16 protein-coding genes are annotated in these 15435 nt (G+C 66.6%); 9 read left to right on the top strand and 7 right to left on the bottom strand.

Annotated elements, in window-relative coordinates; translation table 11 throughout:
- Positions 1 to 732 (top strand): GntR family transcriptional regulator, encoded by a 732-nt coding sequence (locus IGS74_RS12325; protein ID WP_192386467.1) that lies wholly within the window; start codon positions 1 to 3, stop codon positions 730 to 732.
- Here IGS74_RS12325 and IGS74_RS12320 read toward each other — a convergent pair.
- The 7 genes from IGS74_RS12320 to IGS74_RS12290 are packed head-to-tail and all read right to left on the bottom strand — an operon-like array spanning position 696 to position 7542.
- Positions 696 to 2030, bottom strand: a complete 1335-nt coding sequence (locus IGS74_RS12320; RefSeq protein WP_192386465.1) for an ArgE/DapE family deacylase — start codon at positions 2028 to 2030, stop codon at positions 696 to 698. The two genes, IGS74_RS12325 and IGS74_RS12320, sit on opposite strands and share 37 nt — an antisense overlap.
- Positions 2027 to 2974 carry an ABC transporter permease gene (locus tag IGS74_RS12315; RefSeq protein ID WP_192386463.1) on the bottom strand — a complete coding sequence of 316 codons (948 nt, stop codon included), beginning with the start codon at positions 2972 to 2974 and terminating at the stop codon, positions 2027 to 2029. Before IGS74_RS12315 ends, IGS74_RS12320 begins: the two co-directional genes overlap by 4 nt.
- Positions 2971 to 3957 carry an ABC transporter permease gene (locus IGS74_RS12310; protein WP_206688159.1) on the bottom strand — a complete coding sequence of 329 codons (987 nt, stop codon included), beginning with the start codon at positions 3955 to 3957 and terminating at the stop codon, positions 2971 to 2973. Before IGS74_RS12310 ends, IGS74_RS12315 begins: the two co-directional genes overlap by 4 nt.
- A complete protein-coding gene (locus tag IGS74_RS12305) occupies positions 3941 to 4927 on the bottom strand; it encodes an autoinducer 2 ABC transporter substrate-binding protein (RefSeq protein ID WP_246722541.1) in 987 nt (328 codons plus the stop codon). Before IGS74_RS12305 ends, IGS74_RS12310 begins: the two co-directional genes overlap by 17 nt.
- Before the next feature lie 31 nt (positions 4928 to 4958).
- Entirely contained in the window at positions 4959 to 5732 is a 774-nt protein-coding gene (locus IGS74_RS12300) for an ATP-binding cassette domain-containing protein (RefSeq protein ID WP_192386461.1), read from the bottom strand.
- Between the two features lie 13 nt (positions 5733 to 5745).
- Positions 5746 to 6516 (bottom strand): glutamine amidotransferase, encoded by a 771-nt coding sequence (locus IGS74_RS12295; RefSeq protein WP_192386459.1) that lies wholly within the window; start codon positions 6514 to 6516, stop codon positions 5746 to 5748.
- Between the two features lie 27 nt (positions 6517 to 6543).
- Positions 6544 to 7542, bottom strand: coding sequence for a LacI family DNA-binding transcriptional regulator (locus tag IGS74_RS12290; RefSeq protein WP_246722540.1), 999 nt, complete (start codon positions 7540 to 7542; stop codon positions 6544 to 6546).
- Between the two features lie 173 nt (positions 7543 to 7715).
- Here IGS74_RS12290 and IGS74_RS12285 point away from each other — a divergent pair, with 173 nt between their 5' ends.
- The 8 genes from IGS74_RS12285 to IGS74_RS12250 all read left to right on the top strand — a co-directional run bounded on the left by IGS74_RS12285 (position 7716) and on the right by IGS74_RS12250 (position 15335).
- Entirely contained in the window at positions 7716 to 8312 is a 597-nt protein-coding gene (locus IGS74_RS12285) for a cupin domain-containing protein (RefSeq protein ID WP_192386455.1), read from the top strand.
- A 136-nt stretch (positions 8313 to 8448) separates the two neighbouring features.
- Positions 8449 to 9381 carry a substrate-binding domain-containing protein gene (locus IGS74_RS12280; RefSeq protein ID WP_039194044.1) on the top strand — a complete coding sequence of 311 codons (933 nt, stop codon included), beginning with the start codon at positions 8449 to 8451 and terminating at the stop codon, positions 9379 to 9381.
- Between the two features lie 83 nt (positions 9382 to 9464).
- Entirely contained in the window at positions 9465 to 10262 is a 798-nt protein-coding gene (locus tag IGS74_RS12275) for an ATP-binding cassette domain-containing protein (protein ID WP_192386453.1), read from the top strand.
- Complete coding sequence (locus tag IGS74_RS12270; protein WP_192386451.1) at positions 10259 to 11269, top strand: ABC transporter permease; 1011 nt, start codon at positions 10259 to 10261, stop codon at positions 11267 to 11269. The genes IGS74_RS12275 and IGS74_RS12270 overlap by 4 nt, the downstream gene beginning before the upstream one ends.
- A 4-nt stretch (positions 11270 to 11273) precedes the next feature.
- Positions 11274 to 12374: a phosphotriesterase gene (locus tag IGS74_RS12265; RefSeq protein ID WP_192386449.1), complete on the top strand. Its 1101-nt coding sequence runs from the start codon at positions 11274 to 11276 to the stop codon at positions 12372 to 12374.
- A complete protein-coding gene (locus tag IGS74_RS12260) occupies positions 12371 to 13261 on the top strand; it encodes a PfkB family carbohydrate kinase (RefSeq protein ID WP_192386447.1) in 891 nt (296 codons plus the stop codon). The genes IGS74_RS12265 and IGS74_RS12260 overlap by 4 nt, the downstream gene beginning before the upstream one ends.
- Before the next feature lie 2 nt (positions 13262 to 13263).
- Positions 13264 to 14103: a BtpA/SgcQ family protein gene (locus IGS74_RS12255; protein WP_039194053.1), complete on the top strand. Its 840-nt coding sequence runs from the start codon at positions 13264 to 13266 to the stop codon at positions 14101 to 14103.
- A complete protein-coding gene (locus tag IGS74_RS12250) occupies positions 14103 to 15335 on the top strand; it encodes a hydantoinase/carbamoylase family amidase (protein ID WP_192386445.1) in 1233 nt (410 codons plus the stop codon). Before IGS74_RS12255 ends, IGS74_RS12250 begins: the two co-directional genes overlap by 1 nt.
- Positions 15336 to 15435 lie beyond the last annotated feature (100 nt).

The raw sequence follows: 15435 nt of genomic DNA, 5'->3' as shown, positions 1-15435 counted from the left end.
ATGACACAGACAGACAAGACCATGGCACGCCGTACGCAGGCCGACATGATCCGCGAGGCCATCGCCGACCGGATCGTGCATGGCATTTTGTTGCCGGGAGAGCCTCTGGACGAGGCAGGGCTGGCGGGCGAGTTCGGCGTTTCGCGTACGCCGGTGCGCGAGGCGATCCGCCAATTGGAATCCATCGGCCTTGCCTTGTCGCGGCCGCATCGGGGCGCGGTGGTGACGACGCTGACGGAAGCCGAGTTCCAGAACATCTTTCTGGTGATGGCGGAGCTTGAAACCCTTGCCGCCCGTTTGTGCGCCACGGCCATGACCGACAACGAACGATGCCGGCTCGAGGCGCTCCATGCGTCTGGCGAGGCGCTGGTGGCGGCGGGGGAGGTGGAGCGCTACCGCTCCCACAACGACCGCTTCCACGACGCCATTTATGGCGGCAGTCACAATGGCTTTCTGGAGGAAACCGCGCGCAGCGTGCGCCGGCGGGTGGCGCCGTTCCGGCGGCTTCAGTTCGATGCCGACCGGCGTATAGACCGCTCTCAGGAAGAGCATGGCCGCGTGGTGGCGGCCATACTGGCAGGCGATGGCGGTGCCGCGGCCGAGGCGATGGGCATCCATATGCGCATCGTCGGGCGCACTGTGGGCGATGTCTCCGGGGGGCTTGCGGACCGCAAGCCCCGCATGGCGCCGCCGCCTCAGGCGGCGGACCGCTCCCGGTTGGTCCAGTCGTAGACGGTAAGCGCAATGGCCTTCGTGCAGGCCACCAGATCCTCGATCGAGACCCGTTCGTTGGGCTGATGGCTCTGGGCCGGATCTCCCGGCCCGAAATTGACCGTCGGCGTGTTGCCGAGGCCGGTCGGCAGCCCGATATCGCTGTGCGCGCCGAAGCCTGACAAGGCGGGGTCCAGCTTGGCCGCAGCCACGGCGCCCTGGAAGCTCTCGACGAACGGATGGTCCGCCGGAACCTCGGCACAGTCGGCGTCGAGTATCCATTCCACCCGCGCCGGATGCTCTTTCAGGTAAGGATCAGCCAGGCACACCGCCGCCACATGCGCCTCGATCTCGCGCTTGACATGCCCGCCGAGGCCGAACTCGTCCTTTTCATGCGGCAGATACTGAACGTCGATGACGATCTCGCCGCGGCCTGCCATCGAGGATGGATGCTCTCCGACATTGAGCTGGGTGATGATGATCTGGTTGGGCATCGCCATTAGGGGGTGGTTCTTGCGGGGATCGTGCATCCAGCGCCGGTTCAGGATATCCAGGCCGTCCAGCATCTGCCGGGTCAATTGCACAGCGTCCACCGGGCCGCCGGCATACCAGGCGTTCGGCGTCAGCTCGGCATGGCCGCCGATGCCGTCGATGACGATGCGGCCCCAGAGGATGCCGTGGCACAGCGGCGCGATGCGGTTGGCTGTCGGCTCGGTCATGATGCCGGCATCGGCGCAAAAGCCCCTGTCGACCATGGCGAGCGAGCCCATGCCGCCGATCTCCTCGTCGACGACGGTGGTGAAGACGACATCGCCCTTCAACTCGGCTCCGATCTCTTTCAGGATCTCCACCGCCATCAGCATGCAGGCGACGCCGCCCTTCATGTCCACCGTGCCACGCCCCCGCACGAACCCGTCCTCCACCACGGGAACGAAGGGGTCGCTCTGCCAATGCGTGGCAGGTCCGGGGGGCACGACGTCGATATGGCCCGTCAGCATGATGGAGCGGCCGTTGCCGCTGCCCTTCAGCGTTCCGCCCAGATTGGGCCGCCCGTCGAAGGTGCGGCCCTTGTTGGCGCCGGGCCGCCCTTCGTACTTTTCCAGGAGGGCAGGCCCGTCCGGCTCCCAGAGGTCGGTCGTGAAGCCGAGCGCTTCCAGCCGCTTCTGCAGGTAGATCTGGCAATCGCGCTCGCCCGGGCCGGCCTTGGTGGGGTCGTTCAACACGATGGATGGGAATTCGACGAGGCGCGACAGCGTATCCACGATGCGGCTGGCGCGCGCCTCCACGGCCTCGGCGATGGTTTCCGGCGATAGGGTCATGATGTTCTCCGAACGATGGCAAGCGTGTCGACGAGAAGCACCGCCAGAAGCAGCGCGCCGACGATGCCGAGTTGCCAGATGCTGTTGACGTTGATGAGCAGGAGCCCGGTCTGCACCGTGACGAGCAGCAGCACGGCCGCAAGCACGCCGATGACGCCACCCCGGCCGCCGAAGATGGCGATTCCGCCCAGCATGGCGGCCGTCAACGAGGTGAGTTCCAGGTTCTGGCCGATATTGGGGCGAGCGCTGCCCAGCCAGGCGAGGCTGACGAGCGCAGCGGTGCCCGCAAGGGCGCCGCTGGCGACATAGGCCGAAAGCCGCAGGCGATCCACCGGGATGCCGACAAGCCGGGCGGACCGCTCGTTGAAGCCGGCGGCATAGATCCAGCGGCCCCAGCTCGTGAAGCGCAGCAGGCCGCCGGCAATCAGGAACAGCGGCAGGGCGAGCGTCAGGAAGGGAAGCGGCAGCCCGCCGAGCATGCCGCGTCCCCAGACCGTCAGTGCGGCGGGCACGTTGCCGATATTGGCCCCGCTGGTAATGGCCAGCGCCGTGCCGGAATAGATGTAGAAGGTGCCGAGCGTGCCGATCAGCGGCAGGATGCCGAGGCGCGTGACGATCAGCCCGTTGGCAAGGCCAAGGATGCCTCCGAGCGCCACGCAGCCCGGCACGAGCAGCCAGCCCGGCATGCCGGCTGCCACCGCCATCATGGACAGGATGGCGGTCAGCGACATGGTGCCGCCGACCGACAGGTCGATGCCGGCGCCGCCGCACAGGATCACCATGGCCTGTCCGAGCGCCACCAGCGCCAGGATGGTGGAGAATTGCAGGACGGTCGTCACCGTGGACAGCGCCAGCGCCCCGGGCTGCATCACCGCCAGAATGGCGATCGCCGCCAGCCACAGACCGGCCAGGAGATAAAGGGTGAAGTCCCTGGAGCGGATCATCGTGCGGCCTCCGCGGTCTTGCGTATGCGCGGCACCGCAAGGCGGCCCGAAGCGACTTCTCCCCCCAGAACCAGCAGGATGAGCGCACCCGTTACCACCGGCTGCCAAAGCGACGGCACGCCGACGAGCAGCAGGCCGTTCTGCAGGATACGCAGCAGAAGCACGCCCAGCGCGGTGCCCATCAGGCTGATGCGCCCGCCGAGGATGCTGGTTCCGCCCAGCACCACCGCTGCGATGGCCTCCAGCGCCAGCGTGCCGCCGATGGTCATGGCGACGTTGCGGTAGGTGGCGATGTAGAAGATGGCGGCGAGGCCGCAAAGAAGGCCGCTGACGACGAATGCGATACAGGCGGTGCGACGCACCGGAACGCCGGCCAGCCGTGCCTTGGGCTCGGACTGGCCGATGGCCAGCAGATGCGGGCCGAAGGGCGTCTTGCGAACGGCGACGAAGACCGCCAGATAGGCGAGGGCGATCAGCGGCAGTGCGACCGGGATGCCGAATGGGCGGGCGGCCAGAATATCGGTCAGGCCGGTCGGCAGGCCGGAAAGCCAGCTACCGCCAAGCGCCAGAAAGATTGCGGCGCGATAGATGCCGTAAAGGCCGAGCGTGCCGACGATGGCCGGTACGCGCCCGACGACGACCACGAGCGAGGCGAGAAGGCCGAGTGCGGCGCCGGCCAGGGGCCCGGCCAGCGCCACCAGATACCAGGGCGCGCCGGCTTCCAGCATCCGGCCCGCCAGGATCGCCGCGAGCCCCATGGCGACGCCGACCGAAACGTCGATGGCACCGACGCCGAGAAGAAGCGTCATGCCGAGCCCGACGAGGAACAGTTCGGTCGAGTTGCGCAGGATCGTGGCGATGTTGGCCGGGGTGGCGAAGGTGGGCGACAGGAAGGCGAACAGCAGGCAGGCGGCCAGGATGGCCGCCCCCAGGATCGCTTCGCGGGTGCCGAACAGTCGCCCCATATCAGAAGTTGAAGTCATCGACGTTATCGGCGGTAAAGATCGCCGGGTCACCGAGCAGCAATATGCCGGTGGCGGCATCGTAGGTAACGGCGTGGCTCATGCCCTCGGGCGTCACGGTGGCCGGGATCTCCGTCCCGTCGATCAACTGCTTGCCTGCCCAGACCGTCAGATAGCCGAGTTCGGCCGGGTCCCACAGCACGGTGTAGTCGAGCGCGCCGCTCTTCAGGTAGTTGCGTGCCGTATTGGGGCTGCAATAGCCGGTGCCGACGACGTCTTCCGACCGTCCCGCCGTTTCGATGGCCTGCGCCACGCCGGGGCAGGTCGTGGATGCGACGCCGATGATACCCTTCAGGTCCGGGTTGGCGGTCATCAGGTCGGTGGCGATCTGGGCTGCACGCTCGGCGCTGCCGCCGGCATATTGCGGCTCCATCAGCGTTACGTTCGGGTACTTCTCCTTCACCCGCTCCTGCATGAAGCCGATCCAGGCATTGAGGTTGGATGCGGTCGCCTCGCCGGAAACGATGGCGATCCTGGCGTCTTCGCCGGCCCTCTCGACCATCTGGTCGATGATGGCGTAGCCGAGGCCCTGGTCGGTCGCCTGTGCCACATACAGCGCACGGCCGGATTGCGGCGCGTCGCTGTCGGCGGTGAAGAGCTTGATATCCTTGGCCTTGGCGGCTTCCACCACGGGCGTCAGGCTGGAGGCGTCCAGCACGCTGACAGAGATGGCCCCGACGCCCTGGTTGATGAGGTTCTGGACGATCTGGAGCTGGTCCACCGGGTTGGTGTCGACCGGACCCTGGTAAATGAAGTCGACACCCAGCGCTTCGGCGGCCTTGTTGCCGCCTTCCTGCATGGCGTCGAAATAGGGAATACCGACGATCTGCGGTACGAAAGCCACCTTGGGCTTCTCCTGCGCAGCCGCGATGGTGACGGCGGATGACATGAGGGCCGCGAGGGCCAGGGCGAAATGCGATCTCTGGATCATGCGATTGGCCTTTCGTCGGACGTGCAGGTTTCTAGTGCCGCATCTCGAGCGCGCGCACGTCGGGATGCGCGCCCGTGATGAAGGAGACGATCTCCTCTGGATTGGTGTCGGACTTGCGTTTCTCGGTGATCTTGCGGCCGCGTCGGAAAACCACGATCCGGTCCGCGACCTCGAAAACGTCATGCATATTGTGACTAATCAGCACGACGGCGCGGCCGCTGTCGGCAAGCCGCCGCGTCAATTGCAGCACCTTGCGCGTTTCGGCCACGGCGAGGGCGGCCGTCGGCTCGTCCATGATGACCAGCCGGGCATTGAGGTTCAGCGCCCGGCAGATGGCGACCGCCTGCCGCTGGCCGCCGGACAATGCACCCACCGGTGCCTCCGGGTCCGAAATGTGGGCGTCCAGCTCTTCCAGCAGCTCCTTGACGCGGCGCTTCATGGCGGCGCGCCGCAACAGCGGCACGCCGAGAAAGCGGTGGGTCAGTTCCCGCCCCAGGAAGACGTTCTCGGCAATGGACAGGTTTTCCGACAGCGCCAGTTCCTGGAAGATGGTGGCGATGCCGAGGTCCGCCGCATCCTGCGGCGAGGACAGCGACACAGGCTTGCCATCCATCAGGAGTTCGCCGTCGCTTTGCGGGTGCGCGCCGGACAGGACCTTGATGAAGGTGGATTTGCCGGCGCCGTTGTCGCCCAGAAGCGCCAGCACCTCGCCGCTGCGGATGGCTAGGTCCACGTCGGTCAGCGCCGCGAGCGCGCCGAAACGCTTGGAGATGGCTTTCGCCTCGATGAGCGGGATGTCGGTCATCGTCGCCTCCCGATCAGCGCGTTTCGGTCAACCAGGACAGGATGTTGCTCCACAACCGGCCATAGCCATCCCATTCGCAGAAAGCCGGCGACAGCCAGTGCGGGCCGATGTCGGACGTCCAGGCGGCGGTGCGGCCCTGCTGGTAGGTGCCCGTCACCAGCAGCGGGTGGCCGCCCTGGTCGTCGGGCAGACGCAGCAGAAGGTCCGCGCCCGGCTTCACTTCCACCTCGTTGACGCCCAGCAGCAGCGGCCAGCCATCCTTCGGCAGGCCGGCCAGCGCGGGGTGGTCGGCGACGAAGACGGGCGCGGTCCCTTCCGGAATCTCGACCCGGTCGTCATAGGGAAGGCAGGTGACCGGAAGGGCTTCCTCCACCGGCGTCCGCCGCCAGCGGGCCTTGCCGTCGATGCCCTGGAACGAGAAATATCCGCCGATCATGAACAGGCCGCCGCCATCCGCCGTCCACTCGCGCAGGAGCTTCAGCCTGTTCGGCACCGTCTTGCTTTGCAGCCAGACGGCCGGGGGCAGCAGCAGGGAATTGGCGCCGATATCAGACAGGATGATGGCGTCGTAGGCATCCAGCCCGGAACGCTCGAAGGGGAATGCCTCGACCGCCTCGTGCGCCGGCATGTAGGTCAGCTCGAAGGGGCTGTCCTTCAGCGCCTTCACCAGCGGCTCGGCGCCGAGATGAAAGGTGACGGAGCCGAACTGGTCGAAGCCCTTGTAGTGGGTGGCCGAGCTGACCCAGCTTTCGCCGACCAGCAATACCTTCTTCTTGGCGGACATCGTATTTCCTTCTCTTTCTCTCTTAAGTCAGGCGAGGTGCGCCACGGAGTGGCGACGGATGAGTTCGACCGGCAGCCGCGCCACGGTGGGGCCGCGCGTTCCGGCAAGGGAGTCGATGGCCATGTCGAGGGCGCGTTCGCCCATGGCCTGCAAGGGTTGGCGAATGGCCGATACCGGAACGGCCAAAATTTCCAGCTGCCCGGCATCGTCGAAGGTGACGATGGAGATGTCGCGCCCGACGACCATGTCGCGGCGACGCAGGACGTGAAGCATCCCGATCAGGATTTCGTCGCTGGCGCTGAAGACGGCGGTGACGCCCGGCATGGTATCCAGGATCTCTTCCATGGCCGCTTCGCCATGGGCGATGGTGTAGCTGCCGAACAATTCCGAAACGATGGCGGCGTCGCCCCCTGCCTCGCGCACGGCGTCGTGAAGGCCCTCGGCGCGTTCGCGTGCGCTCATCAAGTCGCAGGGGCCGCCGATATAGGCGATGCGGCGATGGCCGTGCTCGATCAGGTGAAGCCCGGCCAGAAGGCCGCCCTGCCGGTTGTCCGAGAAGACCTTGAAGAGATCGGTGCCCGGCACGTCCTCGTCCAGCAACACGACGCGCGGATCGCCGTTGAGCACGCCGGCCAGCCTTCCGTCCGGGTCCCCGTGGTTGGTGGCGAACACCAGCGCATCGACCACGCCGGCCCCCAGAAGGTGAAGATACTCCAGTTCGCGCTCCAGGCTGTTGGAGGTGGCGCACAGCATCATCAGCATGCCGCGGGCCTGCGCCGCGCGCTCCACCGCCGCCGCCAGATTGGAGAAGAACGGATTGTTGATATCCGGCACCACCAGCCCGATCGCATCGGAACGTCCGAGGCTTAGGCTGCGCGCATGATGGTTGGGGCGGTAACCCAGCTCCCTGATGGCCTTCTGGATGCGCCGGCTTGTAGTTTCGGGCAGCGTCAATTGCCCGGACAAGTATCGCGACACGGCAGCAGGCGACAGCCCGGCGGCCTTCGCCACCTCACCCAACGTCACCCGTTTCCTTCGTCCGACCTCGTTCATGAACGTAAGGTTGAGTTTGTAAATCGCTTTAGTAAAGCGGTTAATTGTGACGCACTGCCGCAATTCTGCGCAACGAAGTTCCAGTTACTTGAATGATGTTCAAGTTACCGGCATTCTGCGAGGACGACAGCTTGGGAGATTTCCGCATGGGGCGCAGTTCGATCGACCTGAAGGGCGAGGGGGCGGCGGGGCGCCTGGGCACGCGTCTGCGCCACACGCGGCAGATGCGCGGCATGACGCTGAAGGCCGTGGCGGCGGCGGCGCAGTGCTCGGAAAGCCTGCTATCCAAGGTCGAGAACGGCAAGGCTTCTCCATCGCTGCCGATGCTGCATCGCCTGGTCGAGGTGCTCGGCACCAATATCGGCCGGATGTTCGAGGAAGCCGACGGAGAGGAGGGGATCGTCTACCGCGCCGGAGCGCGGCCGCTGATCGCGCTGGACCCGCTGCGACAGGGGCGCGGGATAGCGCTGGAGCGGATCATCCCCTATGCGCCCGGGCATCTGTTGCAGTGCAATATCCATCATCTTGCTCCCTTCGGCGAAAGTGCCGGGCCGATCAGCCATTCGGGCGAGGAAGTCGGCTACGTCATCACCGGCGAGGTGGAACTGATGGTGGATGACCTGGCATTTCGGCTGGCCCCTGGCGACAGCTTCGCCTTCCAGTCCGAGCGCCCGCACCACTACCGCAATCTGGGCGCCGAGCCGGCCGCCATCTTCTGGGTGAATACGCCACCAACCTTCTGAGTGCCCATTTGCGGTGCAAGATCGAAACATGCACGCAGTGCGTGCAAATCCCTTGACAGAAATTCAAGTCTCTTGAACTCTCTCGGAGCTCCGACGCCGGACAGCCGGCCGCGAACGCTCAAAGGAGACTTCAGACATGCGCCTGATCCGTAGACTTTCACAGACCGTGGCTGCCCTGTCGGTGCTGACCGCGGCCGCCGCCCATGCGGACACCTATGCCCTCGTGACGATCAACCAGCAGGCTCTCTTCTTCAACCAGATCAATGACGGGGCCAAGGAAGCCGCGGCGGCGGCCGGCGTGGAGCTGGTGATCTTCGACGCCAACAACGTGCCGGCGGCACAGAATACCGCCATCGAGAATTACATCACGCAGAAGGTGGACGGCATCATCCTGGTCGCCATCGACGTCAATGGCGTCAAGCCCGCCATCACCGAGGCCAAGGAGGCGGGCATTCCGGTCATCGCCATCGACGCCCAGATTCCGGACGGCGACAATGTCTCCTTCGTCGGCGTCGACAATGCCGCCGCCGGGGCCGATATCGGCAAGTTCTTCGCCGATTACGTCAAGTCCGACATGGGCGGAAAGGCGACGGTCGGCGTCGTCGGCGCACTGAACTCGTTTATCCAGAACCAGCGCCTCGACGGCTTCAAGGAGGCGGTCGCGGCATCGGGAGATGCGATTACCTTCACCGAGACGGTGGATGGGCAGAACGTGCAGGATGTGGCGCTGGGCGCCGCCGAGAACCTGTTGACGGCCAACCCCACCATGACGGCCATCTACGCCACCGGGGAGCCGGCGCTGATCGGCGCCGTATCCGCGGTGGAAAGCCAGGGCCGCCAATCGGACGTCAAGGTGTTCGGCTGGGACCTGACCGCACAGGCGGTCAAGGGCATCGACGAGGGCTGGGTCACGGCCGTCGTCCAGCAGGATCCGGCCGGCGAAGGAAAGGCCGCCGTGGAAGCGCTCGTGACGTTGAAGGGCGGCGGCACGGTGGAGCCGATCATCAACGTGCCGGTGACCATCGTCACCAAGGAGAATGTCGACCAGTTCCGCTCGATGTTCCAGTGATCGAACCCGGCCGGGCGCCGTGGCGCCCGGCTCTTCTTGTCCGCCTGGCCGTCGATGGCCGGGCCCCGGAACGGGAATTGCCCATGCCAACCGCCCCTGCGGGAGACCGGGTCCATATGCGCGGCATCAGCAAGCGCTATGGCCCCATCCAGACGCTCGAAAACGTTTCGTTGCGCCTTGCGCCGGGCGAGGTCCTGGGCCTCGTCGGCGACAATGGCGCCGGCAAGTCTACCTTGTCCAAGGTATTGTCCGGGGCCGTCGTGCCGGATAGCGGCACGATAGAGATCGACGGGCAGGTGGTCAGCTTCGCCTCGCCAGCCGACGCACGCGCTGCGCATGTCGAGATGGTCTATCAGGACCTGTCCCTGTGCGACACGGTCGACGTTGCCGGCAATATCTTCCTGGGGCGGGAGCCGCGCCGCAGCGTGGCCGGACTGCCGTTCCTGGACAAGACGCGCATGCATGACGAGGCGCGAGCCATGCTGGACCGGCTCGGCATCGTCATCGCCGACACCCGCCTGAAGGTCGAGAATCTGTCGGGCGGCCAGCGCCAGTCCATCGCCATCGGAAGGGCGGCGTCCTTCGACCCCAAGGTGCTCATCATGGACGAGCCGACCGCCGCGCTGGCCGTCGCCGAGGTGGAGGCCGTGCTGGAGCTGATCCGCACCGTTTCGGCGCGCGGCGTCAGCGTGATCCTGATCACCCATCGTCTGCAGGACCTGTTCCTGGTCTGCGACCGGATCCAGGTGATGTACGAGGGGCGGGCTATCGCCGAAAGGCAGGTTCAGGACACCAATGTCGAAGAGGTGGTCAACCTGATCGTCGGACGCAAGTTCGATGCGCGGTCGGCACGCCGCCACATCGAGGAGCCCCGGCCATGAGCGAGGTCCATCAGCCCCATGGTGCCGCCTCCGGACGGTTCCGCAAGGAAACGCTTGCCGACCGCTTCCTCGCCAATGGCGGGGTCGCGTCCATCGCGGTCTTCTTCATCGCGGTCTGCCTCTTGTTTGCGCTGTCCACAAACGCCTTCCTGTCGACGCCCAACCTTCTCAACGTCATCCGCCAGTCGGCGCCGCTTCTGATCGTCGCGGCAAGCATGACCTTCGTCATCACCACCGGCGGTATCGACCTGTCGGTCGGTTCCGTGCTGGCGCTCGTTTCCGCCCTGTCGGCCGCGCTGCTGCAGATGGGCGTACCGTGGCCCGCCGTCATCGTGGCCATGCTGGCGCTCGGCTGTCTGATCGGGGCCGTGCAAGGGTTCTTCATCGCCTATGAGGGCATACCCGCCTTCATCGTCACCTTGGCCGGCCTTTCGGTGATCCGGGGCGTGGCGTTGCTGATAACCGGCGGCTATTCGATCCCGATCGCGCCGGACAGTCCCTTCGTGGTGCTTGGGCGCGGCTGGCTGGCGGGCGTGCCCATACCCGCCTGGATCGCACTCGCCGTTCTCGTCGCGGCCTTCGTCGTGTTCAACTCCACGCGGTTCGGCCGTTATGTCACCGGCATCGGCGCCAATGCCGAGGCGGTGCGCCGTGCCGGCGTCGATACCCGCCGGATCGTACTTGGCGTCTATATGCTGTCGTCCGCCGCGGCTGCCCTTGCCGGCATCGTGCTGGCCGGGCGCCTCGGCTCCGGCTCGTCCAACGCCGGGCAGGGCTTCGAGCTGGAGGTTATCGCCGCCGTGGTGCTCGGCGGCACCAGCCTTTTCGGCGGGCGGGGCTCCATGACCGGCACGCTGCTCGGCGCGCTGACAGTCGCCGTCATCGCCAACGGCCTGATCCTGTCGCACATGTCGCCCTTCCTGACGCCGATCATCACCGGTTGCATCATCCTGATCGCGATATGGCTCAACTTCCGCCTCTTCCGGGGCACGGCCCGGAGGCGCTGAGGCCATGGCTCTCGATTTCCAGTCCCCTGGCGCACATTCGACGGGCGCATCGATCGGGGTCGGCGTATGCTCCGGACACGTCATGACGGTGACCGGGCCCGTGCCGGTGGACGAGATGGGCGTGACGCTGATGCACGAGCATATCGTGCTGGACGGCAGCGCCACCTGGCGCTGCCCCTGCGGCCCGGACAATGAAGAGGTTTCGCAAGGCCCGGTACGCATGGACATCATCGGCGAGTTGCGGATGAACCCTTATGCGAACCTCGACAATGTATCGTTGCTGGATTCTGACCTCGCGCTTGCCGAGCTCGACCGCTTCCGGGCGCTGGGCGGGCACACGGTCGTCGAGTGCACCAATTTCGGCATCGGCCGCGATCCCGCCAAGCTGGCCCGCATCGCCCGGATGAGCGGGCTGAAGATCGTGATGGGCACCGGTTTCTATCTGGAGCATACCCATCCGGACTGGCTGGCCGGCATGGATGTGGATGCGGTGGCCGATTTCATCGTCGCCGACGTCGGCGGTGCGGCCCGGAAGCCGGACATCATGGCCGGCATCATCGGCGAAGTGGGCGTCTCGAAGGACTTCACGCCCGCGGAGCTGAAATCGCTGCGTGGCTCGGCGCGCGCCTCGGCCCGGACCGGCGTGCCGCTGTCCATCCATCTGCCGGGATGGGAGCGGCTGGCGCATCGCGTTCTGGACGTGGTGGAAGCGGAAGGGGCGGACCTCGACCATACGGTCCTGTGCCATATGAACCCCAGCCATTCCGACCCCGCCTACCAGGAAAGCCTGGCCCGGCGCGGCGCGTTTCTGGAATACGACATGATCGGCATGGACTATTATTATGCCGACCAGGATGCCCAATCCCCCAGCGACGAGGAAAACGCCCGCGCCATCGCGGCCCTGGTGGATCGCGGCTTCGCGGACCGGATCCTCCTGTCGCAGGACGTCTTCCTGAAGATGATGCTCACGCGCTACGGCGGCTTCGGCTATGGGCATGTGCTGCGCAACTTCGTGCCGCGCCTGCGCCGCCTGGGCATGGAGGAGGCCGCGATCGACCGGATGCTCGTGGGCAATCCGCGCGCGGTTTTCTCGGATCGCACATGACGCTGCACGTCATCGGCAATATCTGCGTGGATTTCGCGATGCGCGTCCCCGCGTTGCCCGGGCCGGGCGAAACGGTGAATGCCGTGGAATGCCTGCGCGGGCCGGGCGGCAAGGGGGCAAACCAGGCATTGGCCGCCACCCGCGCCGGCGCAAACGTCCGGTTCTTCAGCGCCGTCGGGCAGGACGCGGAAGGAAGCCGGCTCATCGACCGTGCAACGACCGCCGGCCTGCCCGTCGCCGATATTGCAAGGATGGACACCGCGACCGACATGTCGGTCGTGCTGGTGGCCGCCTCGGCGGAAAACATCGTCGCGAGCTGCGTCGATTGCGCCCGCGCCATCGGCGATGAAACCGCCGGCGCGGTGGCAAGGGCCCTGAGGCCGGGCGACGCCATGCTGCTACAGGGAAACCTGACGAAGGCGGCCACCGAGGCGCTGGCCGCTTCGGCACGCAAGGCCGGCATCCGGCTGGCCGTCAACGCGAGCCCGCTGGACTCTTCTGCGTTTCCGAGCTGCGACCTTCTGGTGGTCAATCGGGGCGAAGCGCAAAGCCTGTCGGGAAACAGCGATATCGAAGCCGCCATCGATACGCTGCATGCGAGGGGTGCGCGGGATGTCGTCGTAACGCTTGGGGCCGAGGGCGCCGTCGGGCTTTGCGGCGGCAAGCGGTTCCGGCGCGAGGCGATTCAGGTTAAGGCCGTGGACACGAGCGGGGCCGGAGACGTCTTCTGCGGCGTCGTCGTGGCCCTGTGGCATGCAGGGGCGCCGCTGCCGGAGGCGGTCGGCGTGGCGGCCGGTGCCGCCGCGCTGGCGGTGACGCGGCCCGGCACTTTCGATTCCTGTCCCACCCGGGACGAAATACAGGCGATCATGCTGCGGAAGGACTAGACATGGCATCCAACGGCTCTCCCGTCGGACGCGGCGACACGACGACGCTGCGCCGCATCTTCGGCGTCGACAAACCCTTGATCGGGGTCGTCCACCTGATGCCCATTCCGGGTAGCCCACGTTACGACGGCAGTGGCGTGGAGGCCCTCTACGAGCGTGGGCTGGCCGACGCCCGCGCCTATCTGGACAATGGCTGCCACGGCGTCATCGTGGAAAACCATGGCGACGTGCCCTTTGCCAAGCCGGACGATATCGGGCCCGAGACAAGCGCCGTGATGGCGGTGGTGTCGGACAGGATCCGGCGCGAACTCCAGCGCCCCATGGGCATCAATGTCCTGGCCAATGCCGCCATCCCGGCGCTGGCCATCGCCACCGCGTCGCAGGCCTCCTTCGTCCGGGTCAACCAATGGGCCAACGCCTATGTGGCGAACGAAGGTTTCATGGAGGGCGAAGCCGCCCGCGCCATGCGGTATCGCGCTCAGTTGCGCGCCCATGGCGTCAGCATCTTCGCCGATGCGCATGTCAAGCATGGCGCCCATGCCATCGTTGCCGACCGGCCGGTCGAGGAGCTGGTGCGCGACCTCGTCTTCTTCGATGCCGATGTGGTCATCGCCACCGGCCAGCGGACGGGCCACGCGGCCGACCCTGCCTATATCGGGATGATCCGCGAGGCGGGAGGGCTGCCGACACTGGTCGGCAGCGGCGTGACCAGGGACAACGTCAACGACATTCTGGCCGTCTGCGACGGGGTCATCGTCGCAAGCTCGCTCAAGCATGACGGCGTGTGGTGGAATGCCGTGGACGCCGAGCGCGTCCGTGCCTTTTCGGCATCCGTCCGGTGATGCCGAAAATCGATGCCGCGCGCCTTCTGGCGCGCCTGGACGCATTCGCCGCCATCGGCTCGACGCCCAAGGGCGGCGTCAACAGACAGGCGCTCTCGCCCGAGGACAGGCAGGCCCGCGCCCTGCTGGCCGAGCTTGCCGCCGCGCGCGGCTTCGCCCTGCGCCAGGACACGGCGTGCAACCTCTTCGCACGGCGCGCCGGTGCCGATGCCGATCTGCCGCCACTGCTGATCGGAAGCCACCTCGACAGCCAGCCGACCGGCGGCCGCTTCGATGGGGCGCTCGGCGTGCTGGCGGCACTGGAGGTGCTGGAGGCGCTGGCCGATGCCGGCGTTTCGACGCCCCGTCCGGTGGAACTCGTGTCCTGGACGAACGAGGAGGGGAGCCGCTTTCAGCCGGGTGCGCTCGGCTCGCGTGCATTCGTGGAGGGTGGCCTGCGGCCCGAATGGCTGCAGGCAAGGGACGCCGCCGGCATGACGCTCGATGCGGCGCTGCGCGACACGCTGGCCGCGTTGCCCGGCGTATCCGTGGAGCAACCCGGCCATCCGATCGCCGCCTATCTGGAACTGCATATAGAGCAGGGCCCGGTGCTGGAGCGCGAGGGGATCGCCATCGGAGCCGTCACCGGCATCCAGGGCACGCGCTGGTACGACGTCACCTTCCGGGGTGCGGCGGCGCATGCCGGCACCACCCCGCTGGCCTTCCGACGCGATCCGATGGCGGCGGCCTCCGCCGCGCTCGCCGTGCTTTTCGCCACGATCATGCCAGGCGATGAAGACGTCCGGTTGACCGTCGGTCGCATCGCGGCTTCGCCGGGGTCGATCAACGCCGTGCCGGCAGAGGTGCGCTTTTCCGTCGACCTGCGCCACCCGACCTTGCGCGGCCTGGCCGGGCACGAGGGCAGGTTGCGCACGGTACTGGCGGAGGCGGCGCGCGGCCACGGATGCACGGTCGCGGTGGAACCGTTGATGGAGATGGTGCCGGTGGCTTTTCCCGAGGGCATGGTCGAACTGGTCGAGGAGGGGGCCCGCCAGGCCGGCGCGTCGTACCGGCGTATCCTGTCGGGGGCGTTTCACGATGCCACGTTCGTCGCCGGCGTCGCACCGTCCACGATGCTGTTCAGCCCGTGCCGTGACGGCGTCAGCCACAATGAAGCGGAGCATGTCGAGCCCGGCGATATCGTCCGTGCGGCAGAGGTCTTGCTGGCGACCTGTATTCTGTGGCTTAAGTAAACCTTACGTCATTCTCTCTCGCGGGCGCATGTGTTGCCATTGACAACCGCGGTGCGACAATTTGCTCAACAAGAATTGTTGATCGGCGATTGTCGATATC

This window comes from Aureimonas sp. OT7, assembly GCF_014844055.1.
Classification (GTDB): Bacteria; Pseudomonadota; Alphaproteobacteria; order Rhizobiales; family Rhizobiaceae; genus Aureimonas; species Aureimonas altamirensis_A.
This window is presented reverse-complemented; position numbering and strand designations above follow the sequence as displayed.